Origin of the sequence: Nitrosospira sp. Nsp13, from assembly GCF_900101945.1 — a bacterium.
GTDB lineage: Bacteria > Pseudomonadota > Gammaproteobacteria > Burkholderiales > Nitrosomonadaceae > Nitrosospira > Nitrosospira multiformis_D.
Genome location: NZ_FMVD01000006.1, coordinates 165,792 through 189,470, shown reverse-complemented (window position 1 = coordinate 189,470; position 23,679 = coordinate 165,792). Strand labels below are relative to the sequence as shown.

At 53.1% G+C, this 23,679-nt stretch carries 18 protein-coding genes; 12 read left to right on the top strand and 6 right to left on the bottom strand.

The genetic code is table 11. The features are described 5' to 3' along the window. Positions 1–208 precede the first annotated feature (208 nt). Positions 209–1,552, top strand: a complete 1,344-nt coding sequence (gene gdhA, locus BLO43_RS09465) for an NADP-specific glutamate dehydrogenase (protein WP_074630340.1) — start codon at positions 209–211, stop codon at positions 1,550–1,552. Between the two features lie 102 nt (positions 1,553–1,654). On the opposite strand, the gene BLO43_RS09460 is transcribed toward gdhA, so the two are convergent. Then, positions 1,655–3,019, bottom strand: a complete 1,365-nt coding sequence (locus BLO43_RS09460) for an NAD-dependent succinate-semialdehyde dehydrogenase (RefSeq protein ID WP_090906850.1) — start codon at positions 3,017–3,019, stop codon at positions 1,655–1,657. 108 nt (positions 3,020–3,127) lie between these two features. Between BLO43_RS09460 and BLO43_RS09455 the strand changes: the two genes are divergently transcribed. Genes BLO43_RS09455 through BLO43_RS09445 form a run of 3 tightly spaced genes read left to right on the top strand, consistent with a single transcriptional unit; the run spans position 3,128 to position 7,292 of the window. After that, the gene (locus BLO43_RS09455; protein ID WP_090906849.1) at positions 3,128–5,113 is read left to right on the top strand and encodes a lytic transglycosylase domain-containing protein; all 1,986 of its coding nucleotides are present in this window, start codon (positions 3,128–3,130) and stop codon (positions 5,111–5,113) included. Further along, complete coding sequence (locus tag BLO43_RS09450) at positions 5,100–6,038, top strand: complex I NDUFA9 subunit family protein (RefSeq protein WP_090906848.1); 939 nt, start codon at positions 5,100–5,102, stop codon at positions 6,036–6,038. The genes BLO43_RS09455 and BLO43_RS09450 overlap by 14 nt, the downstream gene beginning before the upstream one ends. 21 nt (positions 6,039–6,059) lie before the next feature. Beyond that, a complete protein-coding gene (locus BLO43_RS09445) occupies positions 6,060–7,292 on the top strand; it encodes a multifunctional CCA addition/repair protein (protein WP_090906847.1) in 1,233 nt (410 codons plus the stop codon). 112 nt (positions 7,293–7,404) lie between these two features. On the opposite strand, the gene BLO43_RS09440 is transcribed toward BLO43_RS09445, so the two are convergent. From BLO43_RS09440 to BLO43_RS09420, 5 genes are all read right to left on the bottom strand, one after another. After that, complete coding sequence (locus BLO43_RS09440) at positions 7,405–8,157, bottom strand: SDR family oxidoreductase (protein WP_090906846.1); 753 nt, start codon at positions 8,155–8,157, stop codon at positions 7,405–7,407. 48 nt (positions 8,158–8,205) lie between these two features. Further along, entirely contained in the window at positions 8,206–8,856 is a 651-nt protein-coding gene (locus tag BLO43_RS09435) for a thiol:disulfide interchange protein DsbA/DsbL (RefSeq protein WP_090906845.1), read from the bottom strand. 60 nt (positions 8,857–8,916) lie between these two features. After that, positions 8,917–9,459 carry an SPOR domain-containing protein gene (locus tag BLO43_RS09430; RefSeq protein ID WP_254773409.1) on the bottom strand — a complete coding sequence of 181 codons (543 nt, stop codon included), beginning with the start codon at positions 9,457–9,459 and terminating at the stop codon, positions 8,917–8,919. Positions 9,460–9,669: 210 nt separating this feature from the next. Beyond that, the gene (gene argS / locus BLO43_RS09425; protein ID WP_090906884.1) at positions 9,670–11,418 is read right to left on the bottom strand and encodes an arginine--tRNA ligase; all 1,749 of its coding nucleotides are present in this window, start codon (positions 11,416–11,418) and stop codon (positions 9,670–9,672) included. A gap of 121 nt (positions 11,419–11,539) precedes the next feature. After that, on the bottom strand, positions 11,540–12,775 hold the full coding sequence (locus tag BLO43_RS09420) for a TIGR03790 family protein (RefSeq protein ID WP_090906844.1): 1,236 nt from the start codon (positions 12,773–12,775) through the stop codon (positions 11,540–11,542). A 207-nt stretch (positions 12,776–12,982) separates the two neighbouring features. On the opposite strand from BLO43_RS09420, the gene BLO43_RS09415 reads away from it, so the two are divergent. The 8 genes from BLO43_RS09415 to BLO43_RS09380 all read left to right on the top strand — a co-directional run bounded on the left by BLO43_RS09415 (position 12,983) and on the right by BLO43_RS09380 (position 23,609). Beyond that, on the top strand, positions 12,983–14,068 hold the full coding sequence (locus tag BLO43_RS09415; protein WP_090906843.1) for a rhomboid family intramembrane serine protease: 1,086 nt from the start codon (positions 12,983–12,985) through the stop codon (positions 14,066–14,068). Between the two features lie 239 nt (positions 14,069–14,307). After that, positions 14,308–17,142, top strand: coding sequence for a ribonucleoside-diphosphate reductase subunit alpha (locus BLO43_RS09410; RefSeq protein ID WP_090906842.1), 2,835 nt, complete (start codon positions 14,308–14,310; stop codon positions 17,140–17,142). 34 nt (positions 17,143–17,176) lie between these two features. After that, positions 17,177–18,385 carry a ribonucleotide-diphosphate reductase subunit beta gene (locus tag BLO43_RS09405; protein WP_254773408.1) on the top strand — a complete coding sequence of 403 codons (1,209 nt, stop codon included), beginning with the start codon at positions 17,177–17,179 and terminating at the stop codon, positions 18,383–18,385. A gap of 300 nt (positions 18,386–18,685) precedes the next feature. Beyond that, positions 18,686–19,297: a hypothetical protein gene (locus tag BLO43_RS09400; protein ID WP_090906841.1), complete on the top strand. Its 612-nt coding sequence runs from the start codon at positions 18,686–18,688 to the stop codon at positions 19,295–19,297. Positions 19,298–19,638: 341 nt separating this feature from the next. Further along, positions 19,639–19,917, top strand: a complete 279-nt coding sequence (locus BLO43_RS09395) for a hypothetical protein (protein WP_074630354.1) — start codon at positions 19,639–19,641, stop codon at positions 19,915–19,917. 267 nt (positions 19,918–20,184) lie between these two features. Beyond that, a complete protein-coding gene (gene fumC, locus BLO43_RS09390; protein WP_175443917.1) occupies positions 20,185–21,573 on the top strand; it encodes a class II fumarate hydratase in 1,389 nt (462 codons plus the stop codon). Between the two features lie 595 nt (positions 21,574–22,168). After that, a complete protein-coding gene (locus BLO43_RS09385; protein ID WP_074630356.1) occupies positions 22,169–22,423 on the top strand; it encodes a hypothetical protein in 255 nt (84 codons plus the stop codon). Then, positions 22,416–23,609 carry a patatin-like phospholipase family protein gene (locus tag BLO43_RS09380; RefSeq protein WP_090906839.1) on the top strand — a complete coding sequence of 398 codons (1,194 nt, stop codon included), beginning with the start codon at positions 22,416–22,418 and terminating at the stop codon, positions 23,607–23,609. The genes BLO43_RS09385 and BLO43_RS09380 overlap by 8 nt, the downstream gene beginning before the upstream one ends. The last annotated feature ends 70 nt before the right edge of the window (positions 23,610–23,679 follow it).

The following is a 23,679-nucleotide window of genomic DNA, read 5'->3' as shown; positions in this document are numbered from 1 at the left end:
GTGGATACTACTACTAGAAGCGGGCGTAGCGTTATCGCTACTGATTCTCATCGTCTGGTGGACCCGGCCGCGAAAAAAAGATGACGAAAAAAAAGACGATGAATCCAACTGATGCGGTAGCGAACGCGGTACGATTCGACAAGTCATTTGGCAGAATACGCATCTTGATAGAATGGTTTTGTACAAAGGGACAAAAGGGGAGATCACAATGAAATACCAAAGCTTTCAAGAATTCTGCGCCTACATAGCCGAGCACAATCCCGGTCAACCCGAATATCTGCAAGCGGTTGCCGAGGTCATGGAGAGCCTCTGGCCCTTTATCACCGAGCACCCTCGTTATGCCGAACACGGTCTTCTGGATCGCCTAATCGAGCCGGAGCGAATAATCATTTTCCGGGTTGCCTGGGTAAATGATCACGGAGAGGTGAATGTCAACCGCGGTTACCGAATACAGCACAGTTCCTCCATTGGCCCTTACAAGGGAGGCACGCGCTTTCATCCCTCGGTAAATCTCTCCATCCTCAAATTTCTGGCGTTCGAACAGACTTTCAAGAACGCGCTGACCACGCTGCCGATGGGTGGCGGCAAGGGGGGTTCCAATTTTGACCCCAAAGGTCGAAGCCCGGGCGAGATCATGCGTTTCTGTCAGGCTTATATGACCGAATTGTTTCGTCATATCGGCTCCGACACGGATGTGCCGGCCGGCGATATAGGGGTTGGCGGGCGGGAGGTTGGCTTCATGGCAGGCATGATGAAAAAGCTGTCCAATCGCGCCGACTGTGTTTTTACGGGCAAGGGTCTAAGTTTCGGCGGATCTCTGATACGCCCGGAAGCCACCGGTTACGGCACCGTATATTTTGCTGAAGAAATGCTCAAGCAATCTGGCCGCTCGCTTGACGGTTTACGGGTTTCCGTCTCGGGCTCGGGGAACGTCGCACAATATGCCGTGGAGAAAGCAATGGCGCTCGGCGCCAAAGTAATTACTGTATCCGACTCCAGCGGCACCGTGGTTGATGAAGAAGGTTTCACCCCTGAAAAGCTAAGTGAGCTGATGGCATGCAAAAATCTTCGCTATGATCGAATCAGCAGTTACGCCGAATGCGCGAAAGCCAAATTTATTCCTGGCGTGCGCCCGTGGCATGTGCCGGTGGACGTCGCTTTGCCATGCGCCACGCAGAATGAACTGAATGAGGAAGATGCTGCGGCTCTGATCAAGAATGGCGTAATCTGCGTCGCCGAGGGCGCCAATATGCCCTCCACGGCGGAGGCTGTGAAACACTTTGAGCACAACAAGGTGCTATTCGCCCCCGGTAAGGCCAGTAATGCGGGCGGAGTGGCGACCTCCGGCCTGGAAATGAGCCAGAATGCGATGCGTCTTTCCTGGCCGCGCGAAGAGGTGGATGCCCGATTGCTCGAAATCATGCAGGCCATTCACCGATCCTGTCTGAAATATGGTCAGCGCAAAGATGGAAGTATCAGTTATGTGGATGGCGCCAATGTGGCTGGCTTCGTCAAAGTGGCCGACGCAATGATCGGTCAGGGAGTGGTCTAAGAAAACTCCATGGAGTAGATTCTGACAGAATCCTTCGATCGGCCGATCGGTGAAAAGCCGCTGTGCCATCCACACTGGGGGATGCGTGACTTCACGGAAGCTTTACCGTATCCAGACCGTTTTAATATTAGCAAACTCTCGAATGCCATGGTACGACAGTTCCCTGCCAAAACCGGAAGCCTTCGTTCCACCAAAGGGTAGGCGCGGATCGGATCGAACCATGCCATTGATAAAGGTGCAACCGGCCTGAATTTGCCGCGCGATTTTCTCCGCATATTCGGTATCACGGCTCCAGACGCTGGAACCAAGACCGAAACGGGTATCGTTGGCAATGTGAACGGCCTCTTCTTCATCAGCGGCGCGTATCACCGCAGCCACCGGCCCAAACAATTCTTCGTGATACGCCCGAGTTTTTGCCGTTACTCCCTCCAGTATCGATGGCGGGTAGAATGCCCCCTCTCCCGATATCGGCACGCATCCGAGAACCGCATGTGCACCTTGCGCGATCGAGTCAGTTACCTGCTCATGCAGCGCCTGCCGCAAATCAAGCCGCGCCATTGGACCTATTTGGGTTGCTTCGTCCAGTGGATCGCCCATTCTCAAGTCTTCCGTTTTCTTGATGAACAGCGATAAAAACTCGTCAGCGATATCCGCAACGGGAATAATGCGCTTGGCTGCAATGCACGATTGACCGCAGTTCTGAAAGCGCGATCTGACCGCAATACTGGCGGCCTGTTCCAGATCCGCATCCTTCAATATAATGAACGCGTCCGATCCGCCCAGCTCCAATACACATTTCTTCAAATGCTGGCCCGCATGCGAGGCAACTGCACGCCCGGCAGCCTCCGAACCGGTGAGTGTCACCGCATGAACGTGGTGGCTGGCGACGACTTCAGCCACATCGGCGGACTCGATCATGAGCGCGGCAAAGAGGTGGGGAGAAAATCCCGCGTCAAGAAACAATTGCTCCAGCGCCAATGCGCATTGCGGTACGTTGGAGGCGTGTTTCAGGACACAGGCGTTACCCGCCATCAGCGCGGGCGCCGCAAAGCGGATGACCTGAAAGAACGGGAAGTTCCAGGGCATCACGCCCAGGACGACACCGATTGGATCATAAGAAACATAACTCTTGCCCGCATCCGTCCGGACCATCTCGGCTTGCATGAAATGTTCGGCATGCACTGCATAATAATCACAGGCAAGCGCACATTTTTCCACTTCCGCGCGACCCTCACGCAGCGGCTTCCCCATTTCGACCGCCATCAGCCCGGCATATTCGTTGACCCGCTCATGTAGCAGCATGGCGGCGCGGTTCATATGCTCCGCCCGTTCAGCAAATGTGGTGTGCAATGAGCGTTGCTGAGCGTTGTACGCCTGCTCCAGAATTGACGCGAGATGATGGCTATCCCAGCTGGTATAAGTTTTCAAGGTTTTATTGGTCGCGGGGTTCAGACTGATATACGGCATGATGTGCTATTCTTTAAAGTGTCAAAGTTAAAGGATGGTCAGCGGCCAAAATTCCAGCCGCTTTCCGTTCGATTTTTCATTCCGGATATTTATTATATATAGCAGGTTATGAAAAAGTTTTTTGCGAGAACAGCGAGCGCAGCGGGATTATTCTTTGCGCTCTATGCAGGTACCCTCGCGGCCAGCCCGGACGATGATTTCATCGCCATGAGGCAGGCATTTCAGGTGGGAGACTCCGCCCGCGTAGCCTTGTACGCCCAGCGGTTTCAAGGACATGTGCTGGAACCATACGCCGCTTACTACCAGCTCCGTCCCCAGTTGGAAAATATCAATATGAGTGCGGATACCATTAAAAAGTTTCTTACCCGCTATCAGGACAGCCCACTAAGTGATCGCCTGCAGGGTGAATGGCTGAAAGCTTTAGGCAAGACTCAGCAATGGGAGCTATTCGTGGAGGCGTATCCCGGGGGGATTAATGGAGATACCGAACTCACCTGCTATTCCCTGCAGCAGCGCCTTGGCGCAAACGATGACAATGCGTTTAACGCGGCGCGCCCGCTATGGTTCAACGGACGCGACCTGCCGGCAAGCTGTACACCGGTATTCGAGATACTTCTTAGCGCGGGAACACTGACATCGGACGATGTGTGGACACGCCTCCGCCTGGCGCTGGAAACAGGCAACGTGAGCGTGGCGAAACGCATCAACCAGTACCTGCCAGGTAATCAGGCACTCAATGAACGCAAGTTGACCGCCGCCACGGACAATCCCCTCCGCTATCTGGAAAAGCATCGGAACGAGATCAAGACTCGCGCCGACCGGGAAATTGCCCTTTTCGCGATGCTGCGCCTGCTTCGCAGCGGCCCTGACCAGGCTTATGTGTATTGGACCCGGATACGCGGACAATTCAACGAGAAGGACCGATCGTACTTCATGGTGCGATTGGCGGATCAGGCTGCGCGCAGACTTAACCCGCGTGCACTGGACTGGTTCAGGGAAGCTGCCAGTACCAGCAGCACACCGGTTCCGCTATCGGATGCACAGCTTGGCTGGAAAACCCGCGCGGCGCTGCGCGTTGGGGACTGGGGGTTGGTATTGGAGACCATCGAGGCCATGTCGGACACAGAAAAAGAGACAGGGGTATGGCGTTACTGGAAAGCGCGGGCCCTGAAAGCCCAGGGCAAGACAGTAGAAGCCAATGCCATCCTTGCTCCATTAAGTGCCGAGCATAATTTTTATGGTCAACTGGCCGAAGAAGATTTAGGGGTCGTGATGAGTGCGCTTACCGAACCTTATAAAGCCACAAGGGAGGAAATTGCCGTTATCGAGCGGTCGCCAGGAATTCAGCGGGCGCTCGCTTTGTATCGCATGAATCTGCGTATCGAGGCCATCCGTGAATGGGCTTGGGCGATACGCGATCTCGACGACCGGCAGCTACTTGCCGCGGCTGAAGTCGCGCGACGTAACGGACTCTATGATCGCGCCATTCATACCGCTGATAGAACCCGGCTACAGCATGATTTCAGCCTGCGCTTCCCCGCCCCTCATCGCGAGGCGATGCGCGACGCCTTGAAGCAGCAGGAGCTTGACGAAGCCTGGGTGTACGGTCTTATCCGCCAGGAAAGCCGCTTTGTTAGCGATGCCAGATCCAGCGCCGGGGCAATGGGCCTGATGCAGTTGATGCCGGGTACCGCAAAATGGGTAGCAAAAAAAATGGGGATGCAGAAATATCATAAAACCCTTGTCACCGATATCAATACCAATCTGATGTTGGGTACGTACTATCTCAAGCATGTTCTGACCTTGTTCGACAACCAGTCGCTGATGGCTTCCGCGGCTTACAATGCCGGTCCGGGACGGGCGCGGCAATGGCGTGATGAAAAACCGCTGGAAGGCGCCATCTATGCCGAAACCATTCCTTTCAATGAAACCCGCGACTACGTAAAAAAGGTGATGAGCAACTCCATGTACTATGCCAGCACCTTCGGTCATCAGATGAGGACTCTGACGCAACGTCTTGGCATCATCCCGCCAAAATCGAACGGCGTAAATGTTTCTGAAGAGGAAGAAAACAAGCCAGATGAAAATCAATAACGTATGCATTGTTGGCGGCAGCGGATTTGTCGGCAAGCATATCGCAAACCTGCTGACAACACGGGAAATCAACGTACGTATCCCCACTCGCCACCGCGAACGCGCCAAAGAACTGCTGGTGCTGCCGACAGCGGATGTCGTGGAAGCCGACGTGCACGATGCCGCCGCGCTTGATCGCCTGCTGGTGGGCATGGATGCGGTGATCAATCTGGCCGGCATTCTGCATGGTGACTTTAGAGCCGTGCACGTGGAACTGCCGCGAAAAATCGTGGCTGCATGTACGCGTAATGGAATAACGCGGTTATTGCATATGAGCGCGCTCAACGCGGGCATTGATCGCCCCAGCGAATATCTGCGCTCCAAGGGGGAAGGCGAACGGATCGTGATGACGTCCAGCTTGACGGCCACTGCTTTCAGGCCATCGGTCATCTTCGGACCCGGGGATTCTTCTCTCAATCTATTTGCTAGGCTGGCACGGTGGCTGCCGGTATTGCCGCTGGCATCGCCCGACGCAAAATTCCAGCCGGTGTTTGTCGAGAACGTGGCACAGGCCTTCGCGGCAAGCCTGGAGAATCCCGACACCATTGGTCAGAGTTACGATCTGTGTGGTCCCCAATGCTACACCCTGCGGCAATTGGTAGCGTATGCAGCGCATATAACGGGACATAACCCGGCCATTATCGGCCTTAGTGACAGTCTCTCCTATCTGCAGGCACTGATGATGGAGTTTCTGCCCGGCAAGCTCATGACCCGCGACAATTATTATTCGATGAAAACGGATAGCGTATGCGGTCCTGATCATAGTAATCTCGCGGAAGTCTGGGGTATCCGGCCCACCGCACTGGAAGAGGCGGCACCGCTGTACCTGGCAAACCATATGCCGCGTGAGCGGTACGATCGCTTCCGCCATCGGGCGGGACGATAAAAAAATCGTTCTCCGACACTCATGAAAATCTACCTGGTTGGCGGCTCTGTACGCGACGAGATTCTGGGCCTGCCGGTGACCGACCACGATTACGTCGTTGTGGGATCTTCGCCGGACGAGATGGTACGGCTTGGCTATCGCCCGGTAGGAAAGGACTTCCCCGTTTTTCTTCATCCCCAAAGCCAGGAGCAATACGCGCTCGCCCGTACCGAGCGTAAGGTGTCGCGCGGTTACAAGGGCTTTGAAGTTTACGCCTCCCCCGAAGTCACGTTGCGGGAGGATCTGGCACGGCGTGACCTCACCATCAACGCCATCGCCGAGGATCAGGATGGCAATATCATTGACCCATTTGACGGCGTGGCCGATCTCGAAGCCGGGGTGCTGCGCCATATCAGTCCGGCATTCACCGAAGATCCGGTGCGAGTACTGCGAACAGCGCGCTTTGCCGCGCGCTTCGGCTTTCATATTGCGCCGGAGACCCTTGCCCTGATGAACGAGATGGTGCACAACGGTGAGGTGGATGCGCTGGTGCCGGAACGCGTGTGGCAGGAGTTTGCTCGCGGGTTGATGGAACACAAGCCTTCGCGCATGTTTTATGCGCTCCGCGCATGTAGTGCGCTAACCCGCATCATGCCCGAGGTGGATGCGTTGTTCGGCGTACCCCAGCCGGCGCAACATCATCCCGAAATTGATACCGGGGTGCATGTAATGATGGTTATCGATCACGCCGCGTCAAAGGACTATTCCCTGCCGGTACGCTTTGCTTCGCTGACCCACGATCTCGGCAAAGGCACCACGCCGCCCGAGGAATGGCCGCGCCATATCGGCCACGAAGCCCGCAGCGTGAAGCTGGTGAGGGACTTAAGCGAACGCATCCGGACTCCCAATGATGCGCGTGATCTGGCATTGCTTGTCGCACGCTACCATGGTGACGTCCACCGCGCGGCGGAACTGCGTCCCGCAACCATTGCGAACATGCTGCAAGGCGTGGACGCCTATCGCAAGCCGGAACGCTTCGAAGAATTTCTGCAAGCCTGTTCGTGCGACTTTCACGGCCGGCCCGGTTATGCCGAAAGGCCTTACCCTCAGGCTGAACGGTTGCGCGAAGCGTTCTATGCAGCCAGAAGTGTGGATGCAGGTGCAATCGCCGCGGAATTAGCCGGGTCCGTTGCTGACTCTACCCGCTTACCGGCTGCAATCAATACGAAGGTGAGCGAAGCGCGCATCAACGAAATCAAGGCACGACTGGCTTAAGTTCAGCGCGTAGCGCGTCAATAAGCGAAGCGCAATACCATTGCCCTGCCTGATTATCGTCGCGCGCAGCAGCCTGCCAGACTTGAAAGAAATGACAAGGTGATAATTATTCTTATCGCGGTTTGCGTGGTGCCTTGGCGAACAGCCAATCATAGAGAAAATCAGGAAGTAACTTTAAAACCCGTGCGACGATTGCCATTTGCCAGGGAATCACGGCGAACAATGTTTTATTCCCGATAACACGAGCGATTTTTCCGGCAGCGTCTTCCGCCGTCAGGATGAATGGCATGCGATAGGGGTTATTCGCTGTCATCGGTGTGACGACATAGCCGGGACAAATGGTAATGACGGACACACCCTTGCCGTGCATTTCCACGCGCAGGCTTTCCAGATAGCTGATGGCGGCGGCTTTGGATGCCGAGTAGGCGCCACCGCCGGGAAGACCTCGATAGCCGGCAACACTGGCGATACCGACCAGACTGCCTCGGCCCGATGTCCGCATTGCAACAATAAACGGCTGAAAAAGATTGACCATCCCCGTGACATTGGTGGTGAGGATGTTCTCGAAAACTTTGCTATCTTCGGCGTACTCCGTGAGGGTGCCGCGACTGATGCCGGCATTAGCGATGACGATATCGGGACAGCCATAGCGCTGCATGAAATCTTGCGCCACCGCCTGGATTGAAAGCGCATCGCGCACATCCGCGACATAGGTCGACGCGCCGGATAGCTCCGCGGAAAGGGTTTCCAGCAGGTCTTGGCGCCTTGCGATCAAACCAACCGTTGCACCCAAGCCTGCATAGTGTTGCGCCAGTGCCCGGCCCAAGCCGCTGGACGCGCCGCTAATTATCACTTTTAACGGCATTAAGTTTGCCGGGTTTGCGTGAAACAAGCGGGCCGGGGAGATATCACGTTATTTTTTTGTCTTCTCCTTGCGTACTTTCTCAATCAACTCATCCAGTATCTTAATGACATCCTCCGGTGTGCCACCCATCCTTCCGCTGGTCAGGTACTTGCCGTCCACCACCAGAGCGGGGACACCGGTGAGCTGGTACTCCTTCGACATACGTACGGACTGGGGCACCTGCTGGTTCTGCACCGAAAAAGAATTGTAGGCGTCGATAAATTTCTGCCGGTCTATTCCCTGTTTGGCTACCCAATCAAACAATACCTCATCTTTAGTCAGGTCAATCTTGCCGATATGAATCGCGTCGTAGACTTTATCGTGCAACCTGTCTCGTGCTCCAAGCGCTTCCAGGGCGTAAAAAGTTTTTGCGCCAGGAGTCCAGTTGATGCGAAAGATAGCGGGAACGTAACGAAAGCTTACATCTTTCGGTATTCTCTTGAGCCAGGCGCTGATGTGTGGATGCAAAGCGTAGCAGTGCGGGCAGCCGTACCAGAAGAATTCAAGAACCTCGATATTTTTCCCGCTGTCCGTTGGCTGGGGTTGAGTCAGAACCGTGTAATCACGGCCTTCCACGAGTTCGGCCCGAACGCTGGAGATACCTGTGATACCCATGCCGATAAGCAGAAGAACCGCCGCAAATAAACGCATTGAATTCATTTTTTCTCCTTGAGATAAACAGAGTACCTTGTTTGCGGCGCTTGCAAAATAAGCCGCCCCTTACTGCGCGCCTTCATGCACTTTCATGAGACTGCTCTGAACGCCATTTTGTTGCAAGGAAGCACGAACCTGATTGATGTCGGCCATTGAGGTAAAAGGCCCGACACGTACCCTGTGCCAAATCCCCTTTTCCGACAAGTCGGCGGATTGCACAGACGCTTCTACGCCGAGCATCGCCAGTTTCGCTTTCAGATTATCGGCATCGTCGCTATTCTGGAAAGATCCTGCTTGCAGAAAATACTTATCTCCGGACGACGGCTGCTGTGCCGCCTGTTTGAACTGCTGTTCTGTTACAGACTCCTCGGCACCAGGCAGCATTTTGTAAAACTCAAAGCGAGGCTTGCCATCAGGCGTTTTCGCCGATTTGTCTTCAATACCGGATGCTGCACTCTTTTGTATTTGGCCAATTTGACCTGCGGCGCTTTTCTCGCCATCGGCGAGCTTGTCCTGGGAGATGAATGGACTTGGCGCATTGTTAATAACCATCCACATGCCAATGGCACTGAGTAGACCCAGCGCATAGCCGATAAACAAACCCAGCAAAAGAGGATTCCCCATTATGCCGGAGGCTGGAGAATTAGGACGGGTTTTGTAATCTCGACTCATGAGAAATATTATCCTAAATCCGGCAGTTGACCGCTCATGAGCTGCTCATTTTTTTGCTGAGCGCCATGGCGCATAATGACTTTTTGCATGACTTGACCTTTACTTTTCGGATGAGTTCGCCACTCACCACCGGATGAATATGCTTTTCTACATTTTCTCGGGAGCGCTCACGCCCAGCAGCTCCAGCCCATTCATCAGCACCTGCCTTACCGCGGCAATCAGTCCCAACCGGGAGAGCCGCAACGGAACTTCCGGCACAAGAAATCGGGTAGCATTATAATAACTGTGAAATTCCCCCGCCAGTTCCCGTAAATAAAAGGCGATCAGATGAGGAGAGAGTTCCCTCGCCGCCGCTTCCACCATTTCGGGATAATCAATCAGTTTTTGCAGCAGAGATAATTCCGCCGGGCTCGTAAGCGGAGCCATATCCGCGGTAACAAGCGTCTCACAAGCTTCGCCCCATTGTTCTAGCACGCTGCAAACTCTCGCATGGGCATACTGGATGTAATATACCGGGTTATCATTGCTTTGCGATTTGGCCAGATCCAGATCAAAATCCAGATGCTGGTCGCTTTTGCGCAGGACGTAAAAAAATCTTGCCGCATCATTACCCACTTCCTGGCGTAATTCCCGCAACGTCACGAATTCTCCCGAACGAGTAGACATGGAGGCTTTTTGGCCATCACGGTAAAGTATCGCGAATTGCACCAGAGCGATTTCGAGTTTTTCCGGGTCGAGCGTCAATGCCTGCAGGGCACTTTTCACCCGAGGGATATAACCATGATGATCGGCTCCCCACACATCGATCACACGCTCGAAGCCGCGCTCGAATTTATTGAGATGATAGGCGATGTCGGATGCAAAATAGGTGAACTGTCCATTTTCTCGTTGCACAACCCGATCTTTTTCGTCGCCGAAATGCGTTGAACGGAACCACTTGGCACCATCCTGCTGATACAGGTAATCCTGTTGTTCGAGCAATTGCACCACTTGCGCTACTGCGCCGCTGTCAAATAACGATTGCTCGGAAAACCAGGTATCGAAAACAACTCCGAATTCCATCAAGTCATTGCGGCAATCGCCCAGTTGCTCGGTAAGAACAAAATTATGGATGTATGCATAATCCTGTCCCAGCAATTTTTTGGCCGTGGCGATTAACCGGTCGAGCTGGGCCTCGGTATCCGCATCCGCTCCGGGGGAGACGCCCTCAAACAGCAAATCAGGTTGATGCAGATAGCGCTCCCCATGTGCCTTATGAATCAGCCGCGCCATATCGCGTACGTACTCACCCTGATAGGCGCTACCGGGAAAGTGCAACACGGCCCCATGCAATTCCAGATAACGCAGCCAGGTGGAAAGCGCCAGAATATCCATTTGCCGCCCCGCATCGTTAACATAGTATTCGCGCGAGACGGAAAATCCGGCGGCCGCCAGCACATTCGCCAGACTTGCGCCAAATGCGGCACCACGCCCGTGACCCACATGCAGCGGCCCGGTAGGGTTGGCCGAAACGAATTCCACCTGAAGTTTTATACCCGCACCAATGTTGCCATGACCAAACTTTCCGCCACCTTCCAGTACATAGCGCGGAAACCACTGTTTGACGAACGTCTTGAGAAACAGATTGATGAACCCGGCACCCGCGATCTCGACTTTCTCCAGATAAGGCGAGGTGGATAGCGCATTCATGAGCAGACCGGCGATATCGCGGGGGTTCCGACGCAACGGCTTGGCCAGTTGCATCGCGAGATTGCAGGAGTAATCGCCATGATTAGCCTGCTTGGGGCGTGCGAACTCGATATCCACATCTAAATCTAGCGGGGCGATCTCACTTAGAATTGGACGCAGAAGTTCGGTGAAATGAGATTTGAAGTTGGGCTGCGCTGGCGGATTCATGGCTTTGTCATAATGACGGGTTATTTGCAATCGTTATTATAACGATGTTGAGGCAGATTACGCTCGCCAGTTTGATTTACGCGGCAATGTAGCAGGACTCATCGGTAAAAAAATGGTGTCATCACCATCGCACTCTAAGATAGCCTCCTTTTTCAGCAAAATTAAAGCGTACCAGATTCGCACCGCGGTGCAATGACGGATGCTGCGCAATGGGTTTGAACGGCCCGGCGGCTGAATGAGATCGTTCGATCCTCAGCAGCCGTTCGCGTGGCGAGAAAATACGCAATTCGAATTGCCCGGCGCGAACTTCCCGCAGATTGGGTGCAAATGGCCGGGCCAGCGGCTCGCCCACAAATACACCTTCTCCCGGCCACGCTACGCTCTTCCAGTAGGCTTCAATGGCACTTGCGCCAAGCGCGTAGTGAAACATGGCAATACCTGGCAAAGGAAATTTCTGCCTATGATTACAGGGCTCCACTACGGTACCATAGCTTGCCGTGGCACCCGCTTCCAACCAGCGCAAGCTGCTCATCTGGCTTGAATCGGTAAGCTGGCCGCCAGCTGATGTCAAATGATCAGCCAACGCACCCGGCAGGAAACCCAGCGTATGGAGTTGCGGCACATGCGCCAGTCCTGTGAAATAAAATAGAATATCGTGACGGTTGGTAATTGCGTCGGTCTCGAGGATTTCGATGGGGAAAACCCCAGCCAGTTCTTTTGCGGTCTGTTCGAAATAACCTGCTCGCACGCTACGCGCTTTATCGGACGTAATGACCAGGTAAGCACTTCCCTCCGGGAAGCTGTGGTCAGCGGCGACACCCCGGTCGATCAGCGCTTTAACCTCTTCGAAACGGGTCCCTGCCAGCATCATTGCGGGTCGTAATTTATGATCGCTGGCGGGGCTGAGACTAGCTGAGTTGAAATACGGGCTGGGGGTAGTCGGGCCACATCCGGACGAACAGTAGCCCGCGTCGAAACCAAAAGCCAGTGCGGAAGTCAGAGACATGCAATCCACCCGGTAGGGCTCTGCCCAGGCCACGGCGTAGGCTTGAACATGAGCAGGCGTTACCCGGTCGATCTTCGCTTTCAGTTGCTGAAACTCCTCCTTCGAAAACGCGTGATGGCCGGACTGAAAACGCACATGGATCATGTTGGCCGCCGGGATATGGCGCGCCTTCCGGTAGTAATCTCCGATCTGCCGTGATAACGGATCGTCGTCGTTGATAATGACCGCAAGATCATCCGGCGTCAGTCCCGTGCGCTGCAACTGGATGTTTGCCTGCGCATCGACAGACAAGGGCCTGAACAGCAGCGTGACCAGCAGAGCGACGGCGAGTTGTGATAAAAGTCTTATCATGGGTAACCGGCAAGCAATATGGCACGGGGACATCTAATCATTTTCGGGCAGTCCTGTTTCGGCACGCTATACCGGATTGGAGAATCGTCCGCGGAGTCGATGGTTGCAAATCGAGAATTGAGGGGTATTTATACTTTATCGAGTTCGGATAAGCGAATTTCATCCTCATGCATAATAGCGGCTCCAGAAAAATGAATCCACGATTCCATGCTGCCTCTCCATGATCTTCTTTACCAGCAAACGCCACGGGTGCCCGTAACGAAACTGCTGGTGGGTATCAATCTACTGGTTTTCGTCGCGATGCTCGCCGGCGGCGCGGGCCTGTGGCATTCGTCCAACAGCGTGCAGCTGGCCTGGGGAGCAAATTTTGGCCCGGCTACGCAGGATGGAGAATGGTGGCGGCTCGGTAGCGCCATGTTCCTCCATTTCGGCGCTGTCCATCTGACGCTGAATCTCTGGGCTCTCTGGGATGGAGGTCAACTGGTTGAGCGCATGTATGGACACGCTCGTTTTGCCGGTATCTATTTCGTTAGCGGACTGGCCGGTAATCTGCTATCGCTTGTCGCACATCGAGGATTAGCCGTGTCCGGCGGCGCATCGGGTGCCATTTTTGGCATATATGGTGCCCTGCTGATATTTCTCTGGCGTGAGCGGCACAATCTTCATCCACAGGAATTCCGCTGGTTTTTCTGGGGAGCCTCCGGTTTCACTGCAGCCACCCTTATTCTCGGTTTTCTAATTACCGGTATCGACAACGCCGCGCACATAGGAGGCTTTTTAACCGGAATGCTGGGGGGAGTCATACTTGCGCGGCCGGTGAATGGAATAAAGCGGGTATCCCATCGCAACCGCCTGCTCGCGGCAAGCGCTTTTGCATTGGCTCTCGTCATCCTGATCAGTCAGATTCCCGTACGGACCTACCGATGGAGCGAAGAGGTGTTGGCACGCAAGGAGATTGGGGAATTTTTGCGTGACGATGTGGCGATCAGCCAGGCGTGGCAAGGCATACTCGACGAGGGCAAGCGTGGCGGCATCTCGTTCGATGAACTTGCGGGGCGCATCGACACAGCGGTTGGAGATCGTTACGAAGAAAGTTTTGAGCAACTTTCCCACCTTCCTCCCAATCCTGCTCTGCCTTCCGCCGCGACGGTGGAAATACTGCGTCACTATGCCGAGCGCCGCAGGGATGCCTCGCGCGCTTTGGCGGAAGGACTGCGCGCCCAAAAACCGGAACAGATTCGTGATGCCCTTGAAATGGCAAAGCAGGCGCGGCAACCGTCCAAGCCGGAATGATCCAGCCTGACAGATCAGAAGTCGCTTATCGTAGCCAAGCATAGCTAGAACGCCACGGGTAACTCCATTCAATATTTTCCTTTGACACACCTCGAAAAATATTGCACTATGGCGCGATGCACTAGTAATAGTAAACTGTGCTGACGAGGAATACTAGATGTAGTGGTTTGGTAACGCCACGCATCCCACTTCAGTCAATGGGAAAGCATTCATTTTCCGTACCGATGAGGAGATCCGATATGCAGCTTGTAACAGATAATACAACCCACCCGGCAGTACCCGGGTACGACTTTTCTTCAGCCCCTTCCATGCCGGATTCTCGCTATTCCCAATACAAGATCATTCGCCGCAATGGCTCTGTTGTGGCATTCGAGCCGAACAAAATTTCCATTGCGATGACGAAAGCATTCATCGCCGTCAACGGCGGCCAAGGTGTGGCTTCCGCCAGAGTCCGCGAAGTGGTGGCGCGATTGACCGATGATGTGGTCAATGCGTTGATTCGCCGCCAGCCTGCGGGCGGTACTTTTCATATCGAGGATATCCAGGATCAGGTAGAGCTGGCGTTGATGCGCTCCGGTGAGCACGATGTGGCGCGCTCTTACGTACTTTATCGCGAGGATCGTGCGCGCAAGCGGGCAAAACAGAAGGAAATGGCGGTGGTGGATTTGCCGGCCAGTATTCTGAATGTAGTGGAAAATGGACACAAAATTCCGCTTGACACGGCGCAGTTGCTGACGCTGATCGAATCTTCCTGCGCAAATTTGGGCGAGGTGGTGAGCGCCACGCTGATACTTAAGGCCACACTGAAAGACCTGTACGACGGTGTGCCCGTGGAAGAGGTAAGAAAGTCCCTCGTCCTGTCGGCACGCGCCTTAATTGAGAAGGAACCTGCCTACAGCTACGTCACTGCGCGCCTGTTGTTGCATACCATTCGTTTCGAGGTGCTGGGCGAAGAAGTCATACAGCAGGACATGGTGGATCGCTACGCGGATTACTTTCCTGATTTCATTAAGCAGGGTATCGAGGCTGAGTTGCTGGATGAACGTCTGGCACAGTTTGATCTGCCGCGTTTGGCTAAAACACTGGATGCCGGCCGCGACCTCAAATTTGGTTATCTCGGTTTACAGACCTTGTATGACCGTTATTTTCTGCATGTACAGGACCGGCGTATCGAGTTGCCGCAGGCATTCTTCATGCGTGTGGCAATGGGGCTTGCGCTGAACGAAGTTGACCGCGAGACACGCGCCATAGAGTTCTACCACGTACTGTCAAATTTCGATTTCATGAGTTCTACCCCAACCCTGTTTAATTCAGGCACCCGCCGCTCGCAGCTATCCTCATGTTATCTCACCACTGTGGCGGATAATCTCGATGGCATTTACGAGGCAATCAAGGAAAACGCCTTGCTTGCCAAGTATGCCGGGGGACTCGGTAATGATTGGACGCCAGTACGAGCGATGGGGTCGCGCATCAAGGGTACCAATGGCAAATCACAAGGCGTGGTACCGTTTCTCAAAGTGGTGTCCGATACCGCGGTGGCGGTGAATCAGGGCGGCAAACGTAAAGGCGCGGTTTGCTCTTATCTGGAATCATGGCATCTGGATATTGAGGAATTTCTGGAACTGCGGAAGAACACCGGCGATGACCGCCGTCGTACCCATGACATGAATACCGCCACCTGGGTTCCGGATCTCTTTATGAAGCGGGTGATGGAAGGAGGCGAATGGACGCTTTTTTCACCCTCCGACGTGCCTGACTTGCATGAAAAGTTTGGCAAGCAATTTGAGCAGGCCTACCTCTCCTACGAGGAGAAGGTTGCGCGCGGCGAACTAAGTCTGCATAAGAAAATTCCCGCGCAACAATTGTGGCGCAAAATGCTCAGCATGTTGTTTGAAACCGGACATCCGTGGATCACTTTCAAGGACCCATGCAATATCCGCTCACCGCAAAATCACGCCGGTATAGTGCATAGTTCCAATCTCTGTACGGAGATAACGCTGAATACCAATGATCATGAAATCGCGGTATGCAATCTGGGTTCGATCAACCTGGCGGCCCACATCAATGAAGGGGAGCTTGACGCCGGCAAGCTCAAGCGCACTGTCAGCACCGCCATGCGCATGCTGGACAACGTAATCGACATCAATTTCTATGCTGTCGCCAAGGCACGCAATTCAAACCTCAGGCACCGTCCGGTGGGGCTGGGTATTATGGGTTTTCAGGATTGCCTGCACAGGCTGCGTGTCCCCTATGCCTCGCAGGAAGCAGTTGAGTTTGCCGACCATGCCATGGAAGCAGTCGCCTATCATGCCTATTGGGCCTCCACAGAATTGGCCGAGGAACGCGGCCGCTATGCCTCTTATCGCGGAAGTCTGTGGGATCGCGGCATACTGCCTCAGGACACGCTCGATCTGTTGCGTGAGGAGCGAGGAGGCTATGTCGACGTAGACATGTCGGCTACACTGGAATGGGATGCATTGCGTGAACGCATAAAAAAACATGGCATGCGTAATTCCAATTGTCTTGCGATTGCACCGACCGCCACCATTTCCAATATCATCGGCGTATCCGCTAGCATCGAACCGACTTTCCAGAATCTTTACGTCAAATCCAATTTGTCGGGAGAGTTCACCATGGCTGGCGAACACCTGGTAAACGACTTGAAGAAACTCGGACTCTGGGATGAAGTCATGATTTCCGATCTCAAGTATTTTGATGGCGCCTTAAGCAAGATAGACCGGGTGCCGGCTGATATTCGCAGACTTTACGCTACCGCCTTCGAGATCGATCCCCAGTGGTTGATCGAAGCGGCGTCACGGCGGCAGAAATGGATTGATCAGGCGCAGTCACTCAACATTTATATAGCGGGTGTTTCAGGCAAAAAACTGGATGAAACCTATAAACTGGCCTGGCTGCGCGGTCTGAAAACCACCTATTATTTGCGCTCGCTGGGAGCAACTTCGGCGGAGAAGTCCACGGTTGATGCGGGCACTTTGAACGCAGTTCCTGCGGAGGGAAACATGACCGCAATGAGTTGCGCCATCGATAATCCCGAGTGCGAGTCATGTCAATAAATTTGCAAGATATCAGAACTAAAAGGAGAAAGGTATGCTGACATTTGAGGACGAGACGGTGAAATCAGGAATGCTGCAGATAAATGGGGTATTTAACGATGCACCGATGCCGGGCGCATCCAGGCTGAACCTGCACGCTTCCGCTTCCAATCGCTTGGCGGATATCAGGGATACTGAGACAGCAAACGGCAATCAGGATGAACGTTATGCCGCCGACAATACCAATCGCCGTTTGTCGGTGGAAGACAAGCGGATCATCAACTGCAAGGCGGATGTCAACCAGCTGGTGCCGTTCAAATACAAGTGGGCATGGGAGAAGTATCTTGCCGCCTGTGCTAACCACTGGATGCCGCAGGAAATCAATATGAGCCGCGACATCGCCCTCTGGAAAGATCCCGATGGGCTGACTGAGGATGAACGCCGCCTGGTTAAACGTAACCTGGGTTTCTTCGTTACCGCAGATTCGCTGGCCGCCAATAATATTGTACTCGGCACCTACCGCCACATCACCAATCCGGAATGCCGTCAATACCTGCTGCGCCAGGCATTCGAAGAGGCGATTCATACGCATGCTTATCAATACATCGTGGAATCGCTGGGGTTGAACGAGGGAGAGATTTTCAACGCTTATCATGAAGTGACGTCAATCCGCGAAAAGGACGAGTTCCTGATTCCCTTCATTGACACGCTCACCGATCCGGAATTCAGGACCGGGACGCCCGAAGCGGATCAGAAGCTGCTGAGAAGCTTGATCGTATTCGCTTGCATCATGGAAGGATTGTTCTTCTATGTAGGTTTTACGCAGATCCTGGCGTTGGGAAGACAAAATAAAATGACCGGGGCGGCGGAGCAATATCAATACATCCTGCGGGATGAATCCATGCACTGCAATTTTGGTATAGATGTCATTAATCAGATCAAAATGGAAAATGCGCATCTATGGACCAAGGAATTCCGCGCTGAAATCAGCTCCCTGATGCAAAAAGCCGTGGAACTGGAATACCGTTATGCCGAGGACACCATGCCGCGCGGTGTTTTAGGAATGAACGCGCCGATGTTCAAGGAATACTTGCGCTATATCGCAAACCGCCGCTGCCAGCAGATCGGTCTGGACATACTCTATCCGGGAGCCAGTAATCCTTTTCCATGGATGTCGGAAATGATTGATCTAAAAAAAGAGAAAAACTTTTTTGAAACCCGCGTTACCGAGTATCAGACCGGTGGTGCGTTAAGTTGGGATTAAAGCGAAAAAATAAAACCGCTGCGCTTTTATCCGTCTATGATAAACAGATCTCGCCAATGGTATATTTATATGATCTGGGCGGCATCAATGTCATGAAAAAATGATATCAACCTGATTTCCGGCACGCTTAAGGATTATCTTGCAAACATGGCCGAAAAAGCCATGCTGCATAAAACGAACTGCCGCCCGATTGGGTGAATGCGGCTCAATTTATCCGCTGACCCATAATTGTGCATGTAGCGGTAGGTGTAGTAAACGTAGTGAGTTGTAATCCCCTGTAACTTTTACCTGGAGGTTGAAATGGCAACTACCAAGAAACCCGCAGCAAAAAAACCTGCCGACAAAAAATCCGCATCTGTGAAAAAGCCGGCAGCCGAAAAAGAAGTATCCGCTAAAAAAGAGGTATCCGTCAAAGCAGCAACCAAGAAACCTGCTGAGAAAAAGACTGAGAAGAAGGCCGAGAAAAAGGTCGAGAAAAAGGTCGAAAAGAAAGCCGATAAAAAAGTCGAAAAGAAGGCCGATAAAAAAGTCACGACTTCAGCCAAGAAACCGACGGTGGCGACAAAAGCTCCAGCTACAAAGGCTCCAGCCACAAAAGAGGCTCCAGCTAAAAAAGTGGCGGCAAAAAAAGCAGCTCCAGCCAAAACAACAGCGGCAAAAAAACCGGCGGGGAAAGAAACTATCGCTTCAGCTAAAAAACCGGCAGCAAAGAAAGATGCTCCCGCCAAGAAAACCGCTCCCGCCACAAAAACCGGAGCCAAGGAATCTACGGCAGCAAAGACTTCGATCAAGAAACCCGGGGCTGCGAAGAAAACTCCTGCCAAGAAAACAGCAGAGAAGTCAGCGAATACATCTGGAACGGCAGGCCCTGCTTCCAGCTGGCCGTTTCCGCTTTCGGGATCGCGCTCTTAAGCCTGACGATTACCACTGCGGACCAGTCTATTTTCTTTCAGATAATAGGCTATTCCGCAGGTTTTATTATATCGAGACCGGTTCCTTTAGGCGCCGGGGGAATTCTAATCTCTATTGCATGACGCCCCCACTCACGTCAGCCTCTAGGCCGGCTTTTCGTATATTGAGTTGAGGCCGGTATCTCCCAGAGTTTTTTCTTTTCCGATTACAGAGATCATCCTGAATCCGGCAGTTGATCCGAAGTAAAGTTTACGCAGTCGATATTTACGCTGGTAATATTTGGCGGACAAGGTTAACATTAACGTTAATTTAAACCGATAAATCGTTTTGTGAGGGTGGTCATGGCACATACAATTCCACAAACGTCACGCGACTACGACAATACACGTGTTGTCGAACGTCCCGATGGTTTTTATTGGCATGATGAAAACGAAAGTGAAAAGGTTTTCGGCCCCTTTCCCACTTTGCTCGAAGCCATTCAGGATATGGAATATAACGCTGAATCGGATTATGAACCGGGGGAAACCCTGGAACAGGCGGAAGACGAAATCGGCATATCCGGCTGGATCGATCAGGAGACAGGGGAGCCAAGTGAAGAGTCATTCCGTCATGACAATTGATCAAGACGGTCGATCCTGTACGCTTTGATCGATGGAAATACCTGTCACTTAGACTCAGCAGAAATACCCGCAATATGGAACGGCGAGTCCAGGAAGACGCGAGCTGAGTCGTCAGCCAGAATCTCATGTAGCTGAGGCGATCTATTAAACGCCTCATCCTATCTTCACGCATTAAAACCTAAATCCAATCGATAAGACGGGCATTGCTTTGGCACCGCAATATCAGAATATGAGCCGTCTCTTTTATTTCTTTAGCCAAAGATTTCCATGAGCTATCGCGAAGAACAAGACACCATGGGCACCGTACAGGTGCCGACCAGCGCGCTATGGGGTGCGCAAACACAACGTTCCTTGCAGAATTTCAGAATTTCCGGCGAACTTATGCCTGACGCATTAATTCACGCGCTAGCGCTGATAAAACGGGCTGCGGCGAGCGTGAACCAGGATCTAGGTCTGCTCGATGCGCATAAAGCCAATGCCATCATTCAGGCGGCCGATGAGGTAATCGAAGGCTGTCACAAAATGGAATTCCCCCTGGTAGTGTGGCAGACAGGCTCAGGAACGCAGACTAATATGAATATGAATGAGGTGCTGGCAAATCGCGCCTCCGAATTGCTCGGTGGCGGAAGAGGCATTGAATGCAAAATTCATCCCAATGATGATGTGAACATGGGGCAGTCATCCAATGATGTTTTTCCGTCAGCCATGCACGTGGCGGCAACCCGCTCTATCCACCATCAACTGAAACCCGCCATTGGCACGCTACGGCAAACCCTTGCCGCCAAAGCCGAGGAATTTTCCAGTATCGTCAAAATTGGCCGCACACACTTGCAGGATGCGACGCCCCTGACGCTGGGGCAAGAATTCTCAGGTTATGTTTCGCAGCTGGATCACGGGTTAGCCCATGTGGATACATCGCTTCCGCACCTGTATGAGCTGGCCATGGGTGGCACGGCTGTGGGTACAGGCTTGAATACCCATCCCGAATTCGCCGTGCGCATGGCAGCGGAATTGGCAAGATTGACGGAACTGCCATTTATTACCGCATTCAATAAGTTTGAGGCACTCGCCGCCAATGACGCGCTGGTTCACGCGCACGGTGCACTGAAAACGCTGGCGGCGTCCTTGATGAAAATCGCCAATGACATCCGCTGGCTCGCGTCGGGACCCCGCTGCGGCATCGGTGAACTAAAAATTCCCGAAAACGAACCCGGTAGTTCCATTATGCCAGGCAAGGTCAACCCAACTCAATCAGAGGCGGTAACCATGCTTTGTTGCCAGGTGATGGGCAATGATGTAGCGATCAACATGGGGGGAGCGATGGGTAATTTTGAGCTGAATGTCATGAAACCGCTTATTATTCACAATTTCCTGCAAAGTGTGCGCCTGCTTTCGGATGGAATAATGAGTTTCAACGATCATTGCGCGAGTGGAATAACCGCTAATATTGAACACATTGACAAATTGATGCGTAATTCCTTGATGCTGGTGACCGCGCTTGCTCCTCACATCGGCTACAACAAGGCTGCGGAGATCGCCAAGAAGGCACACCGCGAGGGCACCACGCTAAAAGAAGCCGCAATTGCGTCAGGCTATGTTACGGCGGATCAATACGAAACATGGGTCAGGCCAGAGGATATGACCAAAAGCAAGTAACCTGAAATCAGACCCAAATCATCTATTCCACCGCTCTTCACTTCCTCTTCTCTACCGCATTTGAACCTAAATCCGGTAGTTGACCGCTCATTCATGAGTTTAGCTCTATGATTCATAAAGATTTCCTGTGTTATGTGAGGCCCACCTTTCGGGTGAGTCCGCTACAGGGCGGATTTAGGTTAAACCTGAATCCGGCGGTTGACCCCTCATGGGGTTAGCGCTATGACTAATAGCAATGTTTTGTAATATGCGACCCTCACCTTTGGGTGGCAACCCTCGCCGAATTCAGGTTGATAATAACCGGCCGCGCCTTCCGATTGCCCATGCGGGCATCAATCTGTATTGAAGTGCGTTGATTCTGATTTGTTGCAGTATCCTATCATACGCACTACACTGGCTTAATCTTGAACCCGGCGGCTGATCGCTCATTTGTCACCTATTTTCCACCCCTATGCCATGATCCAAAATCCGCCAGCTGACCGCTTATTTTATAGTTTAGCCTTATGATCCACAAAGACTTTTTGCATCGATTACTCTTTACCTTTTTGGTGAGTTCGTCACAACTGCCGGATTTAGATTAACAGGATAAGAGCCCATGCCCCACACGTTAAAAGAACAGGAAATTTCCATGCTGCGCGCCGAAATCGAAATGCTGGTAAACGAGCGTCAGAGTCTGCTCAAAACTACCGGTGCGGCGGCGGTATTTATCGCCAATCTGGACAGTGACGCGTTGCCGGAAGGTACGTATGAAGCAGCAGAGATGTTGTCCAACTGTCTGAATGATCTTCCCGAGGAAACCTTACGGGATGCGCTGGAAAAGGTAAGGGCGGAATTGGCCACTGGTGAATGAGTTAATACACCTGCCATCTTCTCCTAAGGTCGGCCTTATTTTGACCGGAGGCGGCGCTCGCGCCGCCTATCAGGTTGGGGTATTGCAAGCCATCGCCGCCATGTTACCGGAAAAAACGCGCAATCCCTTTCCTGTAATTTGCGGCACCTCCGCTGGCGCGGTAAATGCCGCCAGCCTTGCCCTTTCTGCGCGAAATTTTCATGAAGGCGTGCGCCTGTTATCGGCAGTATGGGAGAACGCTCATGTCAGCCAGGCTTATCGCTCCGATCCCATCGGGGTTTTTGGAAACGTTGCACGCTTGCTGTCTTCCCTGCTGTTCAGCGGACTGGCAAAGCGCACCCCAGTCTCAATGCTGGACAGTTCGCCACTCTCTCAACTGCTGGAACGGAGTTTGCCGCTTCGTGGCATTCAACGAAGTATCGAGGCGGGCGCTTTGCATGCCCTGGGCATTACCGCCTGGGGCTATACCTCTAGCCAGTCGGTTACGTTTTATCAGGGTGTGGAAAATATAGCCCCCTGGAAACGAGAACGCCGTATCGGTATTGCGGCGCACATCGGCGTCGAGCACCTGATGGCGTCTTCCGCGATCCCGGTTCTTTTTCCGGCAATCAGAGTCAATCGGGAATATTTTGGTGATGGCTCCATGCGTCAGCTTGCACCCATCAGCCCAGCGCTGCATCTCGGCGCGGAACGCGTACTGGTGATAGGTGTGCGCAAGACCGCCGAGGCGCAGCCTGAACGCGTTACCGTAGACAGTTATCCGACATTGGCGCAAATCGGAGGCCACATTATGGGCAGCATTTTTCTCGATAGCCTGGACCTGGATCTGGAGCGCTTGCAACGCATCAACAATACGCTCCGCATGATTCCGGACGAAAAGCTGAAAGATAACGGCATACCGCTGCGTCAAGTGAAGTCGATGGTCATTTCTCCCAGCGTGGAAATCAATACGATTGCGGAACACCACGCCCATACTCTGCCCCGTACCATACGTCTTTTTTATCGCGCCATTGGAGCGCTGCGGCGCGATGGCTCATCGCTTCTGAGCTACGTTCTGTTTGAAGAGCCCTTCTGCCGCGCATTGATCGACCTGGGTTACCAGGACACGATGCCGCGCAGATCCCAGATTTTGCAATTTATCGGAGCTGAGGCAAGCGACCGGGTGGACGCTGGTATAATTCGGTAGCGATCCAGTCACGGCCAGTTCCCGGACGGACGCCAAACGTTCTTATCTGGCATTTCACGAACTCCCCATT